At 68.0% G+C, this 17,215-nt stretch carries 14 protein-coding genes; 11 read left to right on the forward strand and 3 right to left on the reverse strand.

All coding sequences use genetic code 11. The annotated features are described in order from the left end of the window. Positions 1-52 precede the first annotated feature (52 nt). Positions 53-1,111, reverse strand: coding sequence for a M48 family metallopeptidase (locus IT779_RS13025; RefSeq protein WP_196149515.1), 1,059 nt, complete (start codon positions 1,109-1,111; stop codon positions 53-55). A gap of 147 nt (positions 1,112-1,258) precedes the next feature. On the opposite strand from IT779_RS13025, the gene IT779_RS13030 reads away from it, so the two are divergent. Next, positions 1,259-2,200, forward strand: coding sequence for an alpha/beta hydrolase (locus IT779_RS13030; protein ID WP_196149516.1), 942 nt, complete (start codon positions 1,259-1,261; stop codon positions 2,198-2,200). Here the strand turns inward: IT779_RS13030 and IT779_RS13035 are convergent. Continuing rightward, positions 2,173-3,078 carry an alpha/beta fold hydrolase gene (locus IT779_RS13035; RefSeq protein WP_196149517.1) on the reverse strand — a complete coding sequence of 302 codons (906 nt, stop codon included), beginning with the start codon at positions 3,076-3,078 and terminating at the stop codon, positions 2,173-2,175. The two genes, IT779_RS13030 and IT779_RS13035, sit on opposite strands and share 28 nt — an antisense overlap. A 342-nt stretch (positions 3,079-3,420) precedes the next feature. Then, positions 3,421-4,248, reverse strand: a complete 828-nt coding sequence (locus tag IT779_RS13040; protein WP_196149518.1) for an alpha/beta fold hydrolase — start codon at positions 4,246-4,248, stop codon at positions 3,421-3,423. 323 nt (positions 4,249-4,571) lie between these two features. Between IT779_RS13040 and IT779_RS13045 the strand changes: the two genes are divergently transcribed. The 10 genes from IT779_RS13045 (at position 4,572) to IT779_RS13085 (ending at position 17,214) form a co-directional block, all read left to right on the forward strand. Next, the gene (locus IT779_RS13045; protein ID WP_196149519.1) at positions 4,572-6,170 is read left to right on the forward strand and encodes a GMC oxidoreductase; all 1,599 of its coding nucleotides are present in this window, start codon (positions 4,572-4,574) and stop codon (positions 6,168-6,170) included. Between the two features lie 381 nt (positions 6,171-6,551). Continuing rightward, entirely contained in the window at positions 6,552-6,641 is a 90-nt protein-coding gene (locus tag IT779_RS38785; protein ID WP_332838779.1) for an Ms4533A family Cys-rich leader peptide, read from the forward strand. Positions 6,642-6,836: 195 nt separating this feature from the next. Next, positions 6,837-7,883, forward strand: coding sequence for a sulfate ABC transporter substrate-binding protein (locus IT779_RS13050; RefSeq protein WP_196149520.1), 1,047 nt, complete (start codon positions 6,837-6,839; stop codon positions 7,881-7,883). Positions 7,884-8,106: 223 nt separating this feature from the next. Further along, positions 8,107-8,955, forward strand: coding sequence for a sulfate ABC transporter permease subunit CysT (cysT, locus tag IT779_RS13055; RefSeq protein ID WP_196149678.1), 849 nt, complete (start codon positions 8,107-8,109; stop codon positions 8,953-8,955). Further along, positions 8,952-9,758, forward strand: coding sequence for a sulfate ABC transporter permease subunit CysW (cysW, locus tag IT779_RS13060; protein WP_196149521.1), 807 nt, complete (start codon positions 8,952-8,954; stop codon positions 9,756-9,758). The genes cysT and cysW overlap by 4 nt, the downstream gene beginning before the upstream one ends. Then, a complete protein-coding gene (locus IT779_RS13065) occupies positions 9,755-10,750 on the forward strand; it encodes a sulfate/molybdate ABC transporter ATP-binding protein (RefSeq protein ID WP_196149522.1) in 996 nt (331 codons plus the stop codon). Before cysW ends, IT779_RS13065 begins: the two co-directional genes overlap by 4 nt. Positions 10,751-10,901: 151 nt before the next feature. Next, positions 10,902-11,903 (forward strand): AurF N-oxygenase family protein, encoded by a 1,002-nt coding sequence (locus IT779_RS13070; protein WP_196149679.1) that lies wholly within the window; start codon positions 10,902-10,904, stop codon positions 11,901-11,903. 14 nt (positions 11,904-11,917) lie between these two features. Further along, complete coding sequence (locus IT779_RS13075) at positions 11,918-13,507, forward strand: FAD-dependent oxidoreductase (protein WP_196149523.1); 1,590 nt, start codon at positions 11,918-11,920, stop codon at positions 13,505-13,507. A 558-nt stretch (positions 13,508-14,065) separates the two neighbouring features. Beyond that, complete coding sequence (locus IT779_RS38510) at positions 14,066-16,036, forward strand: Hsp70 family protein (RefSeq protein ID WP_196149524.1); 1,971 nt, start codon at positions 14,066-14,068, stop codon at positions 16,034-16,036. Positions 16,037-16,413: 377 nt separating this feature from the next. Beyond that, on the forward strand, positions 16,414-17,214 hold the full coding sequence (locus IT779_RS13085) for an HAD family hydrolase (RefSeq protein WP_196149525.1): 801 nt from the start codon (positions 16,414-16,416) through the stop codon (positions 17,212-17,214). Position 17,215 lies beyond the last annotated feature (1 nt).

Raw genomic sequence — 17,215 nt, forward strand, 5'->3', positions numbered from 1 at the left:
GTTCAGCTCGCCCTGCTCGCCCTGCTGCTCCTCGTCGTGGTGGCCTGGCTGCTCACTCGCTAGTTCCGGTACGCCAGTCGTTGAGGCGCTTGCCGATCTTGGTGACGGTGTCGCCGACCTCGTGACCCACAGCGGTCACCGCGGAACCCACGTCGCGGCCGAGGTCGCGGACGGTGCGGATCAGCGGGTCCTCGGAGGCGTCGAAATTCTGTTTGTAGGTGCGCGCCGCCGCACGCACCTCGTCGGCGATCCGCGCGTTGCGATCCTGGTCGCGGCGCGGGTAGTCGCCGCCGAGCACGCGCTCGTACTCCCCGGACTGGATCCAGCGCCGCAACTCCGCCGCGCGCAGCACCGAGAACGGATGTGACTGCAATTCCAGGTTCAGCAGTTTGAGCACGCCGTCGCGCAGGTCGCCGGAGCGCTCGTAGTCGTCGGCCTGGGCCAGGAACGCTCCGTGGTTCATCTCGTGTACCCACGCGCCGCCCGCGGTCTTCATGTGCACTCGCACCGAGGCGTCGACGTCCTGGCCGCACAGCAGACCCGCCCGGTCACCGGACAGTTCGGATTTGCGGCTCCATTCCATGAGCGCGGCCACGATCGCGCGCAACGCCCATCCGCCGACCGGCATCCAGCCGACGGAGGCGGAGATGCGCAGCAGGTGCATGAGCATGGTCCGGTAGACCGCGTGTCCGGACAGCGCGTGCCCGAGCTCGTGCCCGATCACGAACCGCAGTTCCTCGGTGTCCATCAGTTCGATGAGTCCGGTGGTGAGCACGATGAACGGGGTGTCCATGCCGATGGTGAGCGCGTTCACGGTCGGGCTCTGGATGACGTACATCTCCGGTGTGGTACGAGCGTCCAGGATCTCGACGCAGTCCTGCCGCAGGTGGTGCAGGGTGCGGAACTGGCGTTCGTCCACCCGCACGGCCGTCGCCAGGTACAGCAGCCGGTGCTGGCGTTCCTGTAGCAGACTGGACAGGGTCCGCAGCACCGTGTCGAATCCGGTCAGCGACCGCAGCGCGACCAACGCGGTGCGATCGGCCGGATGTTCCCAGGCGCGCGTGCTGATACCGGGGAGCCGGGTGCGGAGCCGGTCCGGGCTGGTGGTCATGGTGCGATGTCCCCCTCGGTGCGACGAGAATCCTTGTGCCGCGCCCCAGTCTGCCCGTCGCGGCGCGAGACCTCCACCGGCGCACACGGTGTGGGCCGATTCGGATAAGGGTGTTTCATCGGCGCGCGAACGCGGTATGCCGGAAAGGTGAGGGGTACATGGTTTTCCGTCGCGCTCGCCGCGCTGTTCGTGCTCGCGGGCATCATCGCGCCCGGTCCGGCGGCCGCGCGGACGGAGGGTCCCGAGGTGGTGGGTGAAGCGCCGCTCGGCGGATCGGCCTATCTGATCGACGTCTACTCGCCGTCGATGGACCGGGTGGTGCGCAACCGGGTGCTGAAGGCCGCGGGCGCACCCGCGCCGACGTTGTACCTGCTCACCGGCATCGGCGGCGGCGAGGACGGCATCTCGTGGTGGGACGACACCGATGTCGCCGCGTTCTTCGCCGACAAGCACGTGAACGTGGTGATGCCCATCGGCGGCGCGTACAGCATGTACACCGACTGGGTCGCCGACGACCCGGTCGTCGGCCGCCACCGCTGGCAGACCTACCTGACCTCGGAACTACCCACCGCGCTCGACCCGGAGCTCGGCGCCACGGGCCGCAACGCGATCGCGGGCGTGTCGATGAGCGCCGGATCCGCGATCGACCTGGCCATCCAGGCTCCCGATCGCTACCGAGGTGTCGCCGCCTTCAGCGGGTGTCCGTGGTCCACCGATCCTCTCGGCGTCGCGCTGGTCTCCGCTCAGTTGGTGCGTGGCAGAGCCGACCCCATGAACATGTGGGGTGTGCCCGGCGGGGAGGTGTGGCGCTCGCACGACGCGTTCGCCCGCGCGGGCGCGCTGGCGGGCAAGACCGTGTACCTGTCGTCGGCCTCGGGTCGTCCCGGTGCGATCGACCAGGGTGGCGTGCCGTTCCCGCCGGTCGAGGCCATCGCCGACTCCTGCACCGGCGCGTTCGCGGGTCGACTGGCCGAACTCGGGGTGCCCGCTGTCCACGTCGACCGTCCGCAGGGCGCGCACACCTGGGGACAGTTCGAGACCGACCTGCACGACTCCTGGCTCTATCTGGCGGGCGCGCTCGGCGCCTGACCGCTCCCGCCCGCCCGTTCGGACCGCCCGACCTGTGCGCGCAGGAACGGCAGCAGCAGGTCGGCCACGGCGCGCGGATCGTCGGCGAAACACCAGTGGCCGAGTCCGGGCAGCACCTCGATCCGGCTGTCGGGCCAGATCATCGACTGGAGTTCGGCGTGCCGGGCGGGCAGCCACGGATCGTCGCCGCCCCACAGCACGAGTGTGGGGATCGTGGTCGGCAGGGTCGCCAGCGATTCGGTGAGCATCGCCTCGGGGTCGCGGGCGGCGCGGTAGAGGGACAGGACGGTCGCGCGGGTGTGCGCGTCGTACTTGTCGTACATGCGGTCGATGAAATCCACCGGCAGACGCGGATTCGCGCGGCGCAGCAGTATGCGCATGCCCCGGCGGTTGCTGATCCGCTGGGTGAGCTCGCCGAGTAGCGGCGTCTGCCAGACACGGGCGTACATGTGCCAGCGGTAGTCCTGCATCGCGCCCGCGTTGATCAGGGTGAGCGAGGCGAGTCGCTCGGGTCGGGCGGCGGCCCACGCCAGCCCCCACGGCACGCCGAAATCGTGGCCGACCAGGTGCACGCGGGCGAGTCCGAGTTCGTCCATCGCGTGGATCAGGAAGTCGCGGTAGTCGCCCTCGACGCGGTGGTCGAAGCCCGCGAAGGTGCGGGCGTCGCCGAATCCCGGCATGTCGAAGGCGACCGCGCGGGCGAATTCGCCGGTCGGGCCGAGGAAGTCGGACCAGTCTCCGGCATTGCCGGGCGAACCGTGCAGGAACACCACGGCTTCGGTGGCGGCGGGATCGCCCGCTTGCAGCAATGTGCCCGTGACTCCGTGCGCGCGCAGTCGCGTCGAGGTGACCCCCGCACTCGGTGTTGTCTCTGCCATCGGTGGCGCCTCCGGAATCCCGCCGAGCACGGCGTCTTTCGTCCACGACGCCGCGACGCACTCCGGTCCCCCCCTCCGGACCGGAGGGCGGCGTCCTCACCGGGAGCGTATCGGCGCGGACCGGTGCGCGACATCGTGCCGCGAGTGGTTCGCGACTCCTACCGGAGGCGGATTCGGACTACGCCCACGGGTGGGCGGGAGGCGGGGAGAGGGGCGTCGGTGCGGTCGGTTGTGGCAACCGACCGCACCCGCAGAACCAGACGAAACGGTATGAAACGCCCCTTGTGGTCGGAAGTGGCAATCTTTCAGCGAATGTCTGGGCAAACTTTCCGCGCGACTTCGTCACGAGCGGAGGAACGCGAGCAGATCCTTGTTGAATCGTTCCTTGTCGCCGGGAACGAGCGCGATGCCGTGCGATCCGCCCTCGTAGACGGTGAGGGTGGCGTCGGGGATGAGCGCGGCGGATTTGCGCGCGGTCGCGTCGATCGGCACGATCTGATCGTCGTCGCCGTGCACCACCAGCGTGGGGATGTCGAACTTCTTCAGGTCGTCGGTGAAATCGGTGTAGGCGAACGCGTCCACGCAGCGTATGCCCGCTTCGACGGATTCGTGCATGGCCATGAACCAGAACGCGTCGCGATTGCCTTGCGTCGCCTTGGTTCCCGGCCGGTTCGCGCTGAAGAAGCCTTCCGAGGTGTCGCGCCAGAACTGTGAGCGCTCGCTGAGTATGCCCGCCTTGATATCGGAGAACACCTGCTCGGGAACACCTTCGGGGTTGTCGTCGGTCTTCAGCATGAGTGGCGGAATGGCGGAGAGCAACACCGAGGAACGCACCCGTTCGGTGCCGTGGCGACCGATGTAGCGGGCGAGTTCGCCGCCGCCCATGGAGTGCGCGACCAGGGTCGCGTCGCGCACGTCGAGCGTGCGGAGCAGGTCGTCGAGATCGTCGGCGAAGGTGTCGAAGTCGTAGCCGTCCCACGGCTGCGCCGAGCGGCCGTGGCCGCGCCGGTCGTGGGCGATCCCGCGGAAACCGTTGTCGGCCACGTATTTCAGCTGGTCGTCCCACGCGTCGGCGTTCAGCGGCCAACCGTGGACGAAGACCACGGGGCGTCCGGAACCCCAATCCTTGTAATAGATTTCCACCCCGTCACGCGTCGTACACACAGGCATGGATTCGATCCCTTCCCTTGTGCGCGGCCCGCAGGCCGGAGTGGTCTCCGGCCGTGCCTACGAGGCGCTGACTCAACGATAGGGCTACGGGTCGGCTATTCGTCGGTTGGCGAGATTCGTTACCTTTTGGCTATCTTGGTCATCGGTCCATGTCGACGTGTCCATGATCACCTCTACGGTCTTGACGTGACCGCCGTCATCGCGCAGACTACCGAACCAACCGGACGTTACTGTCCGGTAGGACGTTCGCCGGCGCCACACGTGCCGCGCCGAGGGGGCGGCGGACGTCGGCACGGCCGATCCCTCGTCACGAAAGTCTGGTTATGCCATCAATCACGCGTCGGTCACTGTTGACCGGGGCCGCCGCGGCCGGTGCGCTGCTGGTGAGTGCGCGCACCACCGGCTCCACCAACGGTATCGCGGCTCGCGTCAACAGCGTTCCCCTGACCCGCGAGGACCATCGCGTCGTCGTCATCGGGTCCGGCTTCGGCGGCGGAGTGACCGCCCTGCGGCTCGCACAGGCCGGGGTGCCCGTCCTGGTGCTCGAGCGTGGTCTGCGCTGGACAACGGGACCCAATGCCGACACCTTCCCGCGCGCGTCCGGGCTGGACAAGCGGCTGCTCTGGTACAAGTCCAGCCCGAACCTGTTCGGGCAGCCGCTGCTGTTCGACCGCTACACCGGACTCATCGAAGCCATCCCCGGCGAGAACATGACCACCCTGTGCGCCTCGGGCGTGGGCGGCGGGTCGTTGGTCTACCAGGGCATGTCACTGCAGCCCAACGAGGCGGTGTTCAACACCCATTTCCCGCAGGAACTCGACTGGGCGAAGATGGACCGGGTGCACTACCCGAGGGTGGCGCGGATGCTCGGCCTCGCGACCGCTCCCGACGAGCTGATCGCGGCCCCGCAGTACAAGGCGGCCAGGGTGTTCGCCGATCGGGTCAAGCAGGAGGGGCTGCCGCTGTCGAAGATCCCGATGCCCATCGACTGGAACTACGCGCTCGCCGAGCTGCGCGGTGAGATGAAGGCGTCCTACACCAACGGCGACGGCGCCATGGGCGTGAACAACGGCGGCAAGCACACCGTCGACGTCACCTACATCGCCGCCGCCGAGGCCACCGGACTCGTTCAGGTGAAGACGCTGCACGAGGTCACCGATGTGGAGCGCGCCGCCGACGGGCGCTGGACGGTGAACGTGCAGGTACTCGACAACACCGGCGCGGTACTGGAGAACAAGATCATCACCGCGGGCACGCTGGTGATGGCGGCGGGCACCATGAACACGACCCGCCTGCTCATGCGCGCGGGCGCCAAGGGGCTCATTCCCGACCTGCCCGACGGCCTCGGCCAGGGCTGGGGTTCCAACGCCGACCGCATCTACGTCTGGCACAACCCGGCCGCGGGCTTCGGCACCGAACAGGGCGGTCCGGTCGTCTACGGCAGCAAGGTCTGGGACGGCGACCCGTACGCGGCGCACACCGTCATCCAGGCTTCGCTGCCGCCGCTGCAGGTCGATCCGATGAGCACCATGCTGGTCGGCTACGGCGTGAGCACCGGGCGCGGCAACTTCGCCTACGATGCCGCCGCCGACGACGCCGTCCTGCACTGGCCGCACGAGGGCGACCACGAGATCCAGGAGAAGTTCATCGGACCGACGGTGCAGAAGATCGCCGGACCCGGCACCAACCTGATCGACACCAACGCCCTGTTCCCCTCCACCTGGCATCCGCTGGGCGGCGCGAGCATGGGGACGGTCTGCGACCTCGACGGCCGCGTCCACGGCCAGCGCGGCCTCTACGTCCTCGACGGGGCCCTCATGCCCGGCAACACCGCCGCCTGCAACCCGTCGATGACCATCGCCGCGGTCGCCGAGCGCGCCCTGGACAACCTCGTCGCCAAAGACGTCGGCGCGGTCATCTGACCGGTTCCGGGGTGGCGTCCGCACGCGCCACCCCGGAACCGGCAGTCTGCCCGGCTGTACCCCCGTTCGCCCGTGTCGCGCGGTCCTGTTCCGCGCGACCACCCATTCGGCGACGCGGTGTGACAGTCGGGCTTTTTCCTTCGCATGCCGGAGAATTTCCGGACGACGCGGTCTGTTATCGCCCGCGCGAGTCGCGGGCCGTGGTTCGATCCCGGTCTGCCCCGCCGCGCTTCGGTCGCGGTCACCGAGGTTTCACATCCGGTGGTCGGCGTTTCGCACTCGGAGTGTCGGCTGCGCCCCAGGTCATGGGACGATTCTCGGCTACGGGCGACTATTTTCTTCGAGTCGAGGGCGGTGCGGTTGCTCTGCTAGAGTCGGCCCGTGTCTTCGAGAGCCGTTCCGCAGGTCCGCCATGAATTGGCGTTGATCGCTGTCGGTAACCTCGCGGTCGCCGACATTCTCTGTCGCTGATCTGTCGGGCACGTCTGCGCCCTTCTGCCCCGTAGACTGGCGTGCACCTTTTCCGCAGACCTGTCCTATCTCCCACGGTCCACCGGGCCCAGACGCGCCGACTGCCGTCTTCCACGGTAGGTCTACCCGATATTTCCCTCAGCTCTGTCGTCGGCGATTCCCGTCGACGACGCTCCGCAGGAAAGGTCCACCCCCATGTCTCGCACATCTTGGCTCAGCAGGCGCCGCCGCTACACCGCCGCGGCGCTCACCGCGATCGCGGCGGTAGCCCTCACCGCATGCGGCGGCGGAGCCAGTGACACCGTGGGCGGCGAAGTAGCCGACGGCAGCGGCGGCACCCTGAACCTGTACGCCTACGCCGTGCCCAAGCCCGGTTTCGACAAGGTCGTCCCGGCCTTCAACAAGACCGACGCGGGCAAGAACGTCGTGGTGAACGGCTCCTACGGCGCCTCGGGCGACCAGTCGCGCAAGGTCAAGGACGGCGCCGAGGCCGATATCGTGAACTTCTCGGTCGAGCCCGACATCACCCGCCTCGTCGACGCCGGACTGGTCGACGCGAGCTGGAACGCCGACGCCAACAAGGGCATTCCGTTCGGCTCGGTCGTGGCGATCGTGGTCCGTCCCGGCAACCCCAAGGGCATCAAGGACTGGGACGATCTGCTCAAGCCCGGCGTCGAGGTCGTCACACCGAACCCGTTCAGCTCCGGTTCGGCCAAGTGGAATCTGCTCGCGCCGTACGCGACGAAGTCCGACGGCGGCAAGAACCCGCAGGCCGGTCTCGACTACCTCGGCCAGCTCATCTCGCCCGCGCACATCAAGGTGCAGCCCAAGTCGGGCCGCGAAGCCACCGAGACCTTCCTGCAGGGCACCGGTGACGTGCTGCTGAGCTACGAGAACGAGGCGCTGTTCTCCGAGCGCAACGGCGACAAGATCGAGCACGTGATCCCGCCGCACACCTTCAAGATCGAGAACCCGGTCGCGGTGCTCAAGAACAGCAAGACCCCGGAGAAGGCGGCCGCGTTCCGCGACTTCCTCTACACCCCGGCCGGTCAGAAGGCGTGGGCCGAGGCGGGCTTCCGCCCGGTCGACCCGAAGGTCGCCGCCGATTTCAGCAAGGACTTCCCGACCCCGCAGAAGTTGTGGACCATCGCCGACCTCGGCGGCTGGAAGACGGTCGACAAGGAGCTGTTCGCGCCGAACACCGGCACGGTCGCGGTGATCTACGACAAGGCCACCAAGTAAGCGGCCACCACCAAACTAAGAGAAACGGCCTCTGGCCTGGCAGTTCTCGGCGGCGTCCGCCCTCGTCCCCTTCTTCGGGACGGGGGCGGCGTCACCACCTAACACGGGATAGTGGACGACTGTGAGTGACAGCAGCACCGACGAGGCCGAGCGCACGCCCGGATCCGTCGAACTCGAGAAATCAAGCGGTTCCTCCCCCGACGCGGCGACCTCCGCGCCCGTCGTGACGACTTCGACCAACGGCCGCACCGGATTCCAGGTGCCGTCCTGGCTACGCGTGAGCGGTTCGGTCGGCCCGCTCGGCATCGCCACCGCGGTGCTGTGGCTGAGCATCATCGTGCTGCTCCCACTGGCCGCGCTGACCGTGACCTCCTTCGAGGACGGCTGGTCCGGCTTCTGGGACGCGGTCACCGCACCCGCCGCGCTGGATTCACTGCGCATCACCGTGCTCGTCTCGGTGGTGGTCGCGCTGATCAATGTGGTGATGGGCACACTCGTGGCCTGGGTGCTCGTGCGTGACGAGTTCCCCGGCAAGAGCATCGTCAACGCGCTGATCGACCTGCCGTTCGCGCTGCCGACCATCGTCGCCAGCATCGTGCTGCTCTCGCTCTACGGTCCGCAGAGCCCGGTCGACATCCACCTCAACGCCACCCAGCCGGGTCTTGTGGTCGCGCTGACCTTCGTCACCCTGCCGTTCGTGGTGCGTTCGGTGCAGCCGGTGCTGATCGAGGTGGACCGCGAGGTCGAGCAGGCCGCGATCTCCTTGGGCGCGAACAACTGGACCACGTTCCGCCGCATCATCCTGCCGACCCTGACGCCCGCGATCATCAGCGGCGGCGGCCTCGCCTTCGCGCGTGCCATCGGCGAGTACGGCTCGGTGGTGCTGATCGGCGGCGCGATTCCGCGCAAGACCGAGATGGCCTCCCAATACATTCAGAAGCAGATCGAGATCGATCGCCCCGTGAACGCCGCCGCGGTCTCGGTGGCGCTGCTCGCGATCGCGTTCGTCACACTGCTCGCGCTGCGCCTGCTCGCGGACCGCAGCGCGCGGAAGGAGAAGGCGACCCGATGAAAGTGTCCGCGCTGACGCGCATCTCGCTGCGCACGATCGCGCTCGCCTACCTGTTCGTGCTGTTGGTCCTGCCGCTGATCATCATTCTGTGGCGCACCTTCGAGGACGGCATCGGCGCGTTCATCGATTCCATCAGCACACCCGCCGCCGTCTCCGCGTTCCAGCTCTCCACGCTCATCGTCTTGATCGTGGTCCCGGTGAACGTGGTGTTCGGCATCGTGACCGCGCTGGCGCTGGTGCGCGGGAAGTTCCCCGGCCGCAACCTGCTCCAGGGCGTGGTCGACCTGCCGTTCGCGGTGTCGCCGGTGGTGGTCGGCGTCGCGCTGATCCTGCTGTGGGGTGCGGGCGGCTGGTTCGGCGGACTCGAGAGCCTCGGGTTCAAGGTGATCTTCAGCCTGCCCGGCATGGTGATCGCCACCATCTTCGTGACCCTGCCGTTCGTGGTCCGCGAGGTGGAACCGGTGCTGCACGAGATCGGCGACGACCAGGAACAGGCCTCCGCCACCCTCGGCGCGTCGGGCTGGCAGACCTTCTGGCGGATCACGCTGCCCGCGATCCGCTGGGGCGTGACCTACGGCGTCGTGTTGACCGTCGCCCGTTCGCTCGGCGAATTCGGCGCGGTGATCATGGTGTCCTCGGCGCTGCCCGGCCAGTCGCAGACGCTCACCCTGCTCGTGCACGGGCGCTACATCAACGACCACAACACCTTCGGCGCGTATTCGGCGGCCACCCTGCTGATGGGTATGGCTGTCGTCGTGCTGCTCCTCATGACCGTCCTCGAACGCAAGCGGGCCGCCAAATGATCACCGTGACCAACGCGAAGAAGAACTACGGCTCCTTCGCCGCCCTCGACGACGTCTCCCTGGAGATCCCCTCCGGTGAGCTCACCGCGCTGCTCGGGCCGTCGGGTTCGGGCAAGTCGACGCTGCTGCGCTCCATCGCCGGGCTGGAATCGCTGGATTCCGGCGTGGTGGTGATCGCGGGCCGCGACGTGACGAGGGTGGCGCCGCAGAAGCGCGATATCGGCTTCGTGTTCCAGCACTATGCCGCGTTCAAGCACATGACGGTGCGCGACAATGTCGCCTTCGGACTCAAGATCCGCAAGCGGCCCAAGGCCGAGATCGCCAAGCGGGTCGACGAACTGCTCGGCATCGTCGGACTCGACGGCTTCCAGCACCGCTATCCGGCCCAGCTCTCCGGCGGCCAGCGGCAGCGCATGGCGTTGGCGCGCGCGCTGGCGGTCGACCCGCAGGTGCTGTTGCTGGACGAGCCGTTCGGCGCGCTGGACGCGAAGGTGCGCGCGGATCTGCGGACCTGGCTGCGACGGTTGCACGAGGAAGTCCATGTGACGACCGTGCTGGTGACCCACGACCAGCAGGAGGCGCTCGATGTCGCCGATCGGATCGCGGTCATGAACAAGGGCCGGATCGAACAGTTCGGCAGCCCGGAGGATGTCTACGACCGGCCGTCCAACGAGTTCGTGATGTCCTTCCTCGGCGATGTCGCCAGGCTGAACGGTCATCTGGTGCGCCCGCATGACATCCGCGTCGGGCGCGAGGCCGCGATGGCGCAGGCCGAGAGCGAGGGCACCGCGGAATCGGCGGGCGTCACCCGCGCCACGGTGGAGCGGGTCGTGCACCTCGGCTTCGAGGTGCGCGTCGAGTTGCGCAACGGCGCCACGGGGGATCTGTTCGCGGCGCAGGTCACTCGGGGTGACGCGGCGGCGCTGAAGTTGGAGGAGGGTGAGACCGTGTACGCGCGGGCCACCCGGGTCCCCGAGTTGCCCGCGCAGTAGGCGGGAAGTGTTCGCGATGCCCGGTCGGGGGAGGTTCCGACCGGGCATCGCCGTGTCGGCGGCCGGTAGGGTTAGGCCGGGTTGACGTAACTCTCTGTTGGTGTAACCATTGGGTACAGGTAATTGGTCCCGAGGAGAGGCAGTGACGACGATGTCGGCAGCCGTGACGTCCGCCACCGATCCCGATCTGGCGAAGGCGCGGGAGTACGCGTCCAAGCTCATGCTGCTGTCGGAAGGGTCCGTCCACAGGCACTTCGACCCCTTCGGCGACATCGACTGGGACGCACCCGATTTCGATCCCGACGCCGGACCCGAACGCTGGATCCTCCCGATCTCCGGTGACGCCATCGGGCGCCACCCGTGGTATCGGGCGCTTCCCGATGACCGCAAGATCGCCATCGGCAAATACCGCCAGGCCAATGTCGCCAAGGTCGGCCTGCAATTCGAATCCATTCTCATCAGCGGCATGGTCACGCACAATTTCGGCCTGCCCAACGGCTCGCCCGAATTCCGGTACTGCTCCCACGAGATGATCGAGGAGCACAACCACACCCTGATGTTCCAGGAAATGGTGAACCGGATCGGGCTCGACGTACCGGGAATGGGTCCGCTGGTCTCCAAGTTCAAATACCTCGGCGCGCCCGTCGCGGCACTGTTCCCGAACCTGTTCTTCATGGCGGTGCTCGCGGGCGAGGAACCGATCGACCACATCCAGAAGGCGATCCTGCGCTCCGGCGAGGAGGTCCACCCCATCATGCGCGGGGTGATGGCCATCCACGTCGCGGAGGAAGCGCGGCACATCTCCTTCGCCCACGAATTCCTGCAACAGCACGTGCCCGAACAGAGCGCGGCGAACAAATTCGTGCTGTCGCTGGCCATGCCGCTCGTCATGTGGATTCTCGGCCGGTCGATCTACACGCCGCCGCGGTCGTTCTGGAAGGAATTCGACATTCCGGACCACGTCCGCAAGGAACTGTTCTACGGAAGCGATCAGGCCAAGCGGGAATTCGCCGATTTCTTCGGTGACGTGCGCACCCTCGCCAAGAACATCGGCCTGATGAACCCGGTCGCACGCCGGGTCTGGAAACTGCTCGACATCGACGGACACACCACCAGGTACCGGTCCGAGCCGCTGCGCGGCCGCGCAGCCTGAGCGACGGATCGAGCATGCCCTACGTCGTCACCCAGTCCTGCTGCAGCGACGCCTCCTGCGTCTACGCCTGCCCGGTCAACTGCATCCACCCCACGCCGGACGAACCCGATTTCGCCACCGCCGAGATGCTCTACGTCGACCCGCGGGCGTGCGTGGACTGCGGCGCGTGCGCCACCGCCTGCCCGGTGGACGCCATCACCTCCGCGACGAAGCTCACCGCGGAACAGCGGCCGTTCATCGAGATCAACGCCGATTTCTACCGGACCGCGCGCCCGCGTCCCCTGCTGGCGCCTCCCGTACCCGCGGCGCGCGTGCACACCGAGCGCGGGCCGCTGCGGGTGGCCGTCGTCGGATCGGGGCCGTCGGCGATGTACGCCGCCGACGAACTGCTCACCCAACCCGGTGTCGCGGTGACGGTCTTCGACCGGCTGCCGGTGCCTTACGGGCTGGCCAGGCACGGTGTCGCTCCCGATCACACCGCGACGCGACGGGTGCGCGAACTGTTCGACGTGATCTCGGCGCAGCCGGGATTCGGCTCGTACCTGAATGTCGAAGTGGGGCGGCATCTCTCGCACGCGGATCTGCTCGACCACTTCCACGCGGTGATCTACGCCGTCGGCGCGTCCTCGGATCGCAAACTGGGCATCGCGGGGGAGGGCACGGCCGGAAATGTCTCGGCCACCGACTTCGTCGCCTGGTACAACGGGCATCCCGAGCACGCCGGTGACGTCTTCGACCTCTCGCACCGTCGCGCGGTCGTGGTCGGCAACGGCAATGTGGCGCTGGACGTGGCGCGCATCCTCACCGCTGATCCGCGCGTGCTCGCGGACACCGATATCGCGCCCTACGCACTGGATGCGTTGCGCAACAGCGCCATCGAGGAAGTCGTGATCCTCGGTCGGCGCGGGCCCGCCGAATCCGCCTTCACCGTGCCGGAATTCGTCGGCTTGCTCGGGGCGGACATCGATATCGCCGTGGCGGGCGACCTGTCGGTGTCCGATGGGGATCTGCCGTATCAGGTGCGGCGCAAGATCGAATTGCTGCGCGGGGTTTCCGGTCGGGCCTTCGGTGCGCGCAAGCGGGTCGTGCTGCGTTACCTCTGTTCGCCGACCGCTGTGCTCGGCGCGGACGCGGTGACCGGTCTCGATGTGGTGCGCAACGAACTGGTGGCGGACGGCGACGGGCGTGTGGTCGCGCGGTCGACCGGTGTGGTCGAACGCATCGATGCGGGACTCGTCTTGACCTCGGTGGGGTATCGGGGGGCGCCGCTGCCGGATCTGCCCTTCGACGATCGGGCCGGTGTCATTCCGAATCGGGGTGGGCGGGTGCTCGACGGGGCCGATGGCGCGGTGGTGACCGGAAGTTACGTCACGGGGTGGATCAAGCGCGGGCCTACCGGGTTCATCGGGACGAACAAGTCGTGTGCGCAGGAGACGGTACGGGCGCTCGCGGAGGATTTCAATGCGGGGCGGTTGGCCGAACCCGTCCGTGGTGCGGCGGATTTCGATCGGCTGGTGCGTGCGCGGCGGCCCGAGGTTCGTCCGGGTGGGGCAGCGGTGGTGAAGCCGGTCGGTGGGTTCCGTCGACTGTTGGCGAAAGTCTGAGTCGCGAAAGCTCCAGTTCGACAATATCTTTCGCATTCCACCTCTTCCGGATTCCTTGGCTCCGAATACGTCTCGTTTGCCGGTTTTCGCGGCCTTCGAGTTTCGCCGGTGGTCGTCGTACCCGTCTCGGGTGTCGGGATTTTCGTGTGCCTGCAGGTTGCCAGCCGTGAATTCAGGATTTGGCAATCGGTTAGTTACCGACTGGTTGGTGTGTGCTGTCCAGCTTTTCGATTCGGCCGGCGTCTACGGAATCGCCCGTCCGGATTCCGCATATGTGATCGCTGACAGATAGCGGAATCGGGCTTCGCGTAGGCGATTACCGGCCTTCGGAGGCGAATGGTCGGTTTCTGTGGGTGATCTACCAGGGATAATCGGGACTTTCCGTCCAGTACTGCGGATTCATGTCGATTACCTATCCGGATTCTCCAACGAACAGCTAACCTGTACGCGCTGTTTGGAAGACGACCGCGGCCCGCCTGCTCCTTCGTGCGCCGGACGTGGTCACGGTGCGTTGACGGGATAGCGATGACTTCAGGGCTTGGTTTCAGCATCGGTTCGGTGAACTCCGTATCCGCCGCGATACACGACAGGCGGCTACGTCCTGCCGTGCGCACGCGGCGCACGGTGCTCACCTACGACGGCGAATACGACGCGGACCGGCGATTCGATATGGCGGGAACGGAATTCGCGGACCTGAGCCGCGATCCGGCGCCGGTCGAGATCGGCGGACGCGTATGGTCGCCCGCGAACCTCGTGGCGGCGGTCGCCCGTGGACTCCGCGACGCCGCGGGGCCTGCCGAGGGCGCTGTCGTCACCTATCCCGCGGTCTACTCCGACAAGCAGGTCGCCCTGCTGCGGCAGGCACTCGACCTGTCCGGCGCGCGCGAGATACTGCTGGCGCCGGAACCGGTGGCCGCGGCCGAATGGCTGGAATTCGAACAGGGGCCGCTGGATACGGGATTCGTGCTGGTCTACGACCTCGGCGGCAACAGTCTCGACGTCACCGTGGTGCGCGTCGGACCGGACTGGACCGACCATCCGATCGTCGGAAAGCCGATGCGCGCACACGAATACGGCGGCCGCCCGCTCGGCGCGATCATCGCCAGGCACGCCAGGAGCTTCGCACCCGACGGTATGGCATCCGCACTGCCCGCCCGCGACATCAGGGATCTGCGAGTCGCCCACATCCGGAGATCCTTCGGCCTCGTCCGGTCCTGCGTGCGTGCCAGCGGACGCGGATTCGCCGATATCGACCGCGTTCTCGTCGTCGGCGGCGCCGCACGCCCCGTCGAAGTCGCGGAAACCCTCACCGAACTCGGCAGGCCCGTCGTGATGTCGGCCGATCCCGGCCAGTGCAGCGCGGCGGGCGCGGCGCATTTCGCCGCCCGCATCTTCGCCCCCGCCGAAACCGAGGGCCGCGCACCCCGCACCGCGGTGTTCTCCAGCGCCGCGGTCGCCTCCGCGCTCGCCATGTCGGCGGTCACGGTATTCGGCGGCTCGATGGAGCAGGGGGTTTCCCCGTTCCTCGAGTTCCTGCCCGGCGGCGATGTCCTCGCCGACAACACGCTCTACGACCCGAGCGGCGACAGCACCCTGGATCGCCTTGTCCGCCAAGGCATCCCGCTGCCCCGAACCCCTCGCTCGCTCGGGGGCCTCGACCAACTGGTCGCCTCCGCGAAACCGCTCGTTCCCATGGGCCCGTCGATCGAGGAGTCGCGCGGCGGACACCGACCGGACCCCCGCACCCTCGTACGACACGGCATGCTCTACGCGAACCCGGCAACCTTCGTCAACCCACTGCCCTTCCACCTCCCGAAACAGCAGCCGCCGGAGGAGGAATCGGGGCACACCAACTCCGGAAAGCCGATATCCGAACACGAGTCGAAGGTGCCCGAGGTGTCGCTGCCCGCGTCGCGGGACAAGGAGTCGGGCGGACAGTCGGCAGCGCATTCTTCGGAAGGATCAGCGGGACAGGCTGATTCGGTCGACAGTGCACCCGGAGGTGAGGGTTCCGGGGGCGCGTCGAACAAAGGCTCCGCGTCCTCCAGCGGGACCGGTGGCGGTGGGACCGGCGGTGGTGATGACAGTGGTGGCGGTCACGGCGGGGAGTCCGGCGGGCCGGGAGCCGCCGATGGCAATCACGCCGGCGGCACCGATACCGACGGAACGGGAACCTCGGGTGGTGCCCCTTCGGGCGGCACAGGAGCCGCGGGCGGATCGACGCCGGGCAGGTCCGGCGACGGCACGGGCGGCGGCCCCACCTCCGGTGCGTCCGGAGGCGGCGCAGCCCCCGGCGGTGCGCCGAACCAGTCGGCCACGGGCGGGCCGTCCGGCCGCGGCGGCGGTGCTCCCGGCGCGGGCGCCACACCGGGAGGTGCGAGCGGCAACAGTGTGAAACCCGGTGGCGCGCCCGGAGGTAAACCGAGCGGCGGTCTCGGTGGCGGTGCGGGCGGAGGCGGAAAGATCGGCGGCGGTAGCCCCGGCGGCGGGATGGGCGCCGGAGGTATGGGAGGAGCGCGAGGCAAGTAACCGCCGCGAGCCTCGCACGTCACGGTGGTCGCGCAACTCGGCGTGGTCGACATCCCCCGGGCAGGCTTACCCGCTGGCCTCCATGGACCGTCGTCATGTCAGCGAAGGTATCCGCGATCACCCCGGATCGCCCACCACTTACTGTGCCCGGCAACCGTTCCGCTTGAGGTCGACGCAGCGCGATGTGACACGACCGCTGTATTCGCATCGCTTGCGACGGACGCTCGGCGACGTGTTGTGAGCGCCCGGTGAGCCGCTTGCGGACGCGCCGCACCGCACAACGGTGTCGAGGGAAAGCGGAGTCTCGGAGCGACGTTCGAGGTGGTGAGCGGCTCGTACGGGTGACGTCGCGGGAGATGGCGTTGCACAATATTCGGATGGATGTTCTCGGGGGAGGGCCTCGCCTCATCGCTCTCGACGTGGACGGCACACTGCTGGAACCGGGGTCGCCGATCAGTGCGCGCGTGGTCGGCGCGGTCGGGGCCGCGGTCGCGGCGGGCGCGCACGTGGTGGTGACCACCGGTCGGACCTTGTTGACCACCAAGCCGGTGCTCGCGGAACTGGGGCTGGTCGACGGGCACGCGCTGTGTTCGAACGGTGCGGTGCACGTCGATGTCGCGCGCGGTGAGCCTGTCGCGGTGCAGTCCTTCGATCCCGCGCCGGCCGTCGCGGCGTTGCGAAAGCTGTTCCCGGAGATGATCTTCGCGGTGGAACGGGTCGACGTGGGGGTATGGGCGACCGGGACGAGCCCCGGTGAGTTCTCCATCGGCGAATACCTGCTGGTCGATCACGAGGAGTTGAGCAGTGCGCCGACTCCCCGACTGAACGGCTGGTGGCCGGAGGGTTCGCTGGAGGACATGGTGGGACTGCTCGCGACATTCGAGCTGCCCGACGCGAGTCTGGTGCACGGCGATTTCGGTCCGTGGCTCACGGTCTCGCGGCGCGGCGTCTCCAAGGGCTGGGCGTTGGAACGGCTGCGCACCGCGCTGCGGGTTCCGCCCGAGGCCACGCTCGCCATCGGCGACGGCCACAACGACCGCGAGATGTTGCGCTGGGCGGCGCATTCGGTGGCGATGGCGAACGCGCCCGCCGAAATCCGGGACATGGCCGACGAAGTCGCCGATGGCGTGCTCGACGACGGCGTGGCCAAGGTCCTCGAACGCTGGTTCCCGCACTGAG

The organism is Nocardia bovistercoris (assembly GCF_015674855.1).
GTDB lineage: Bacteria > Actinomycetota > Actinomycetes > Mycobacteriales > Mycobacteriaceae > Nocardia > Nocardia bovistercoris.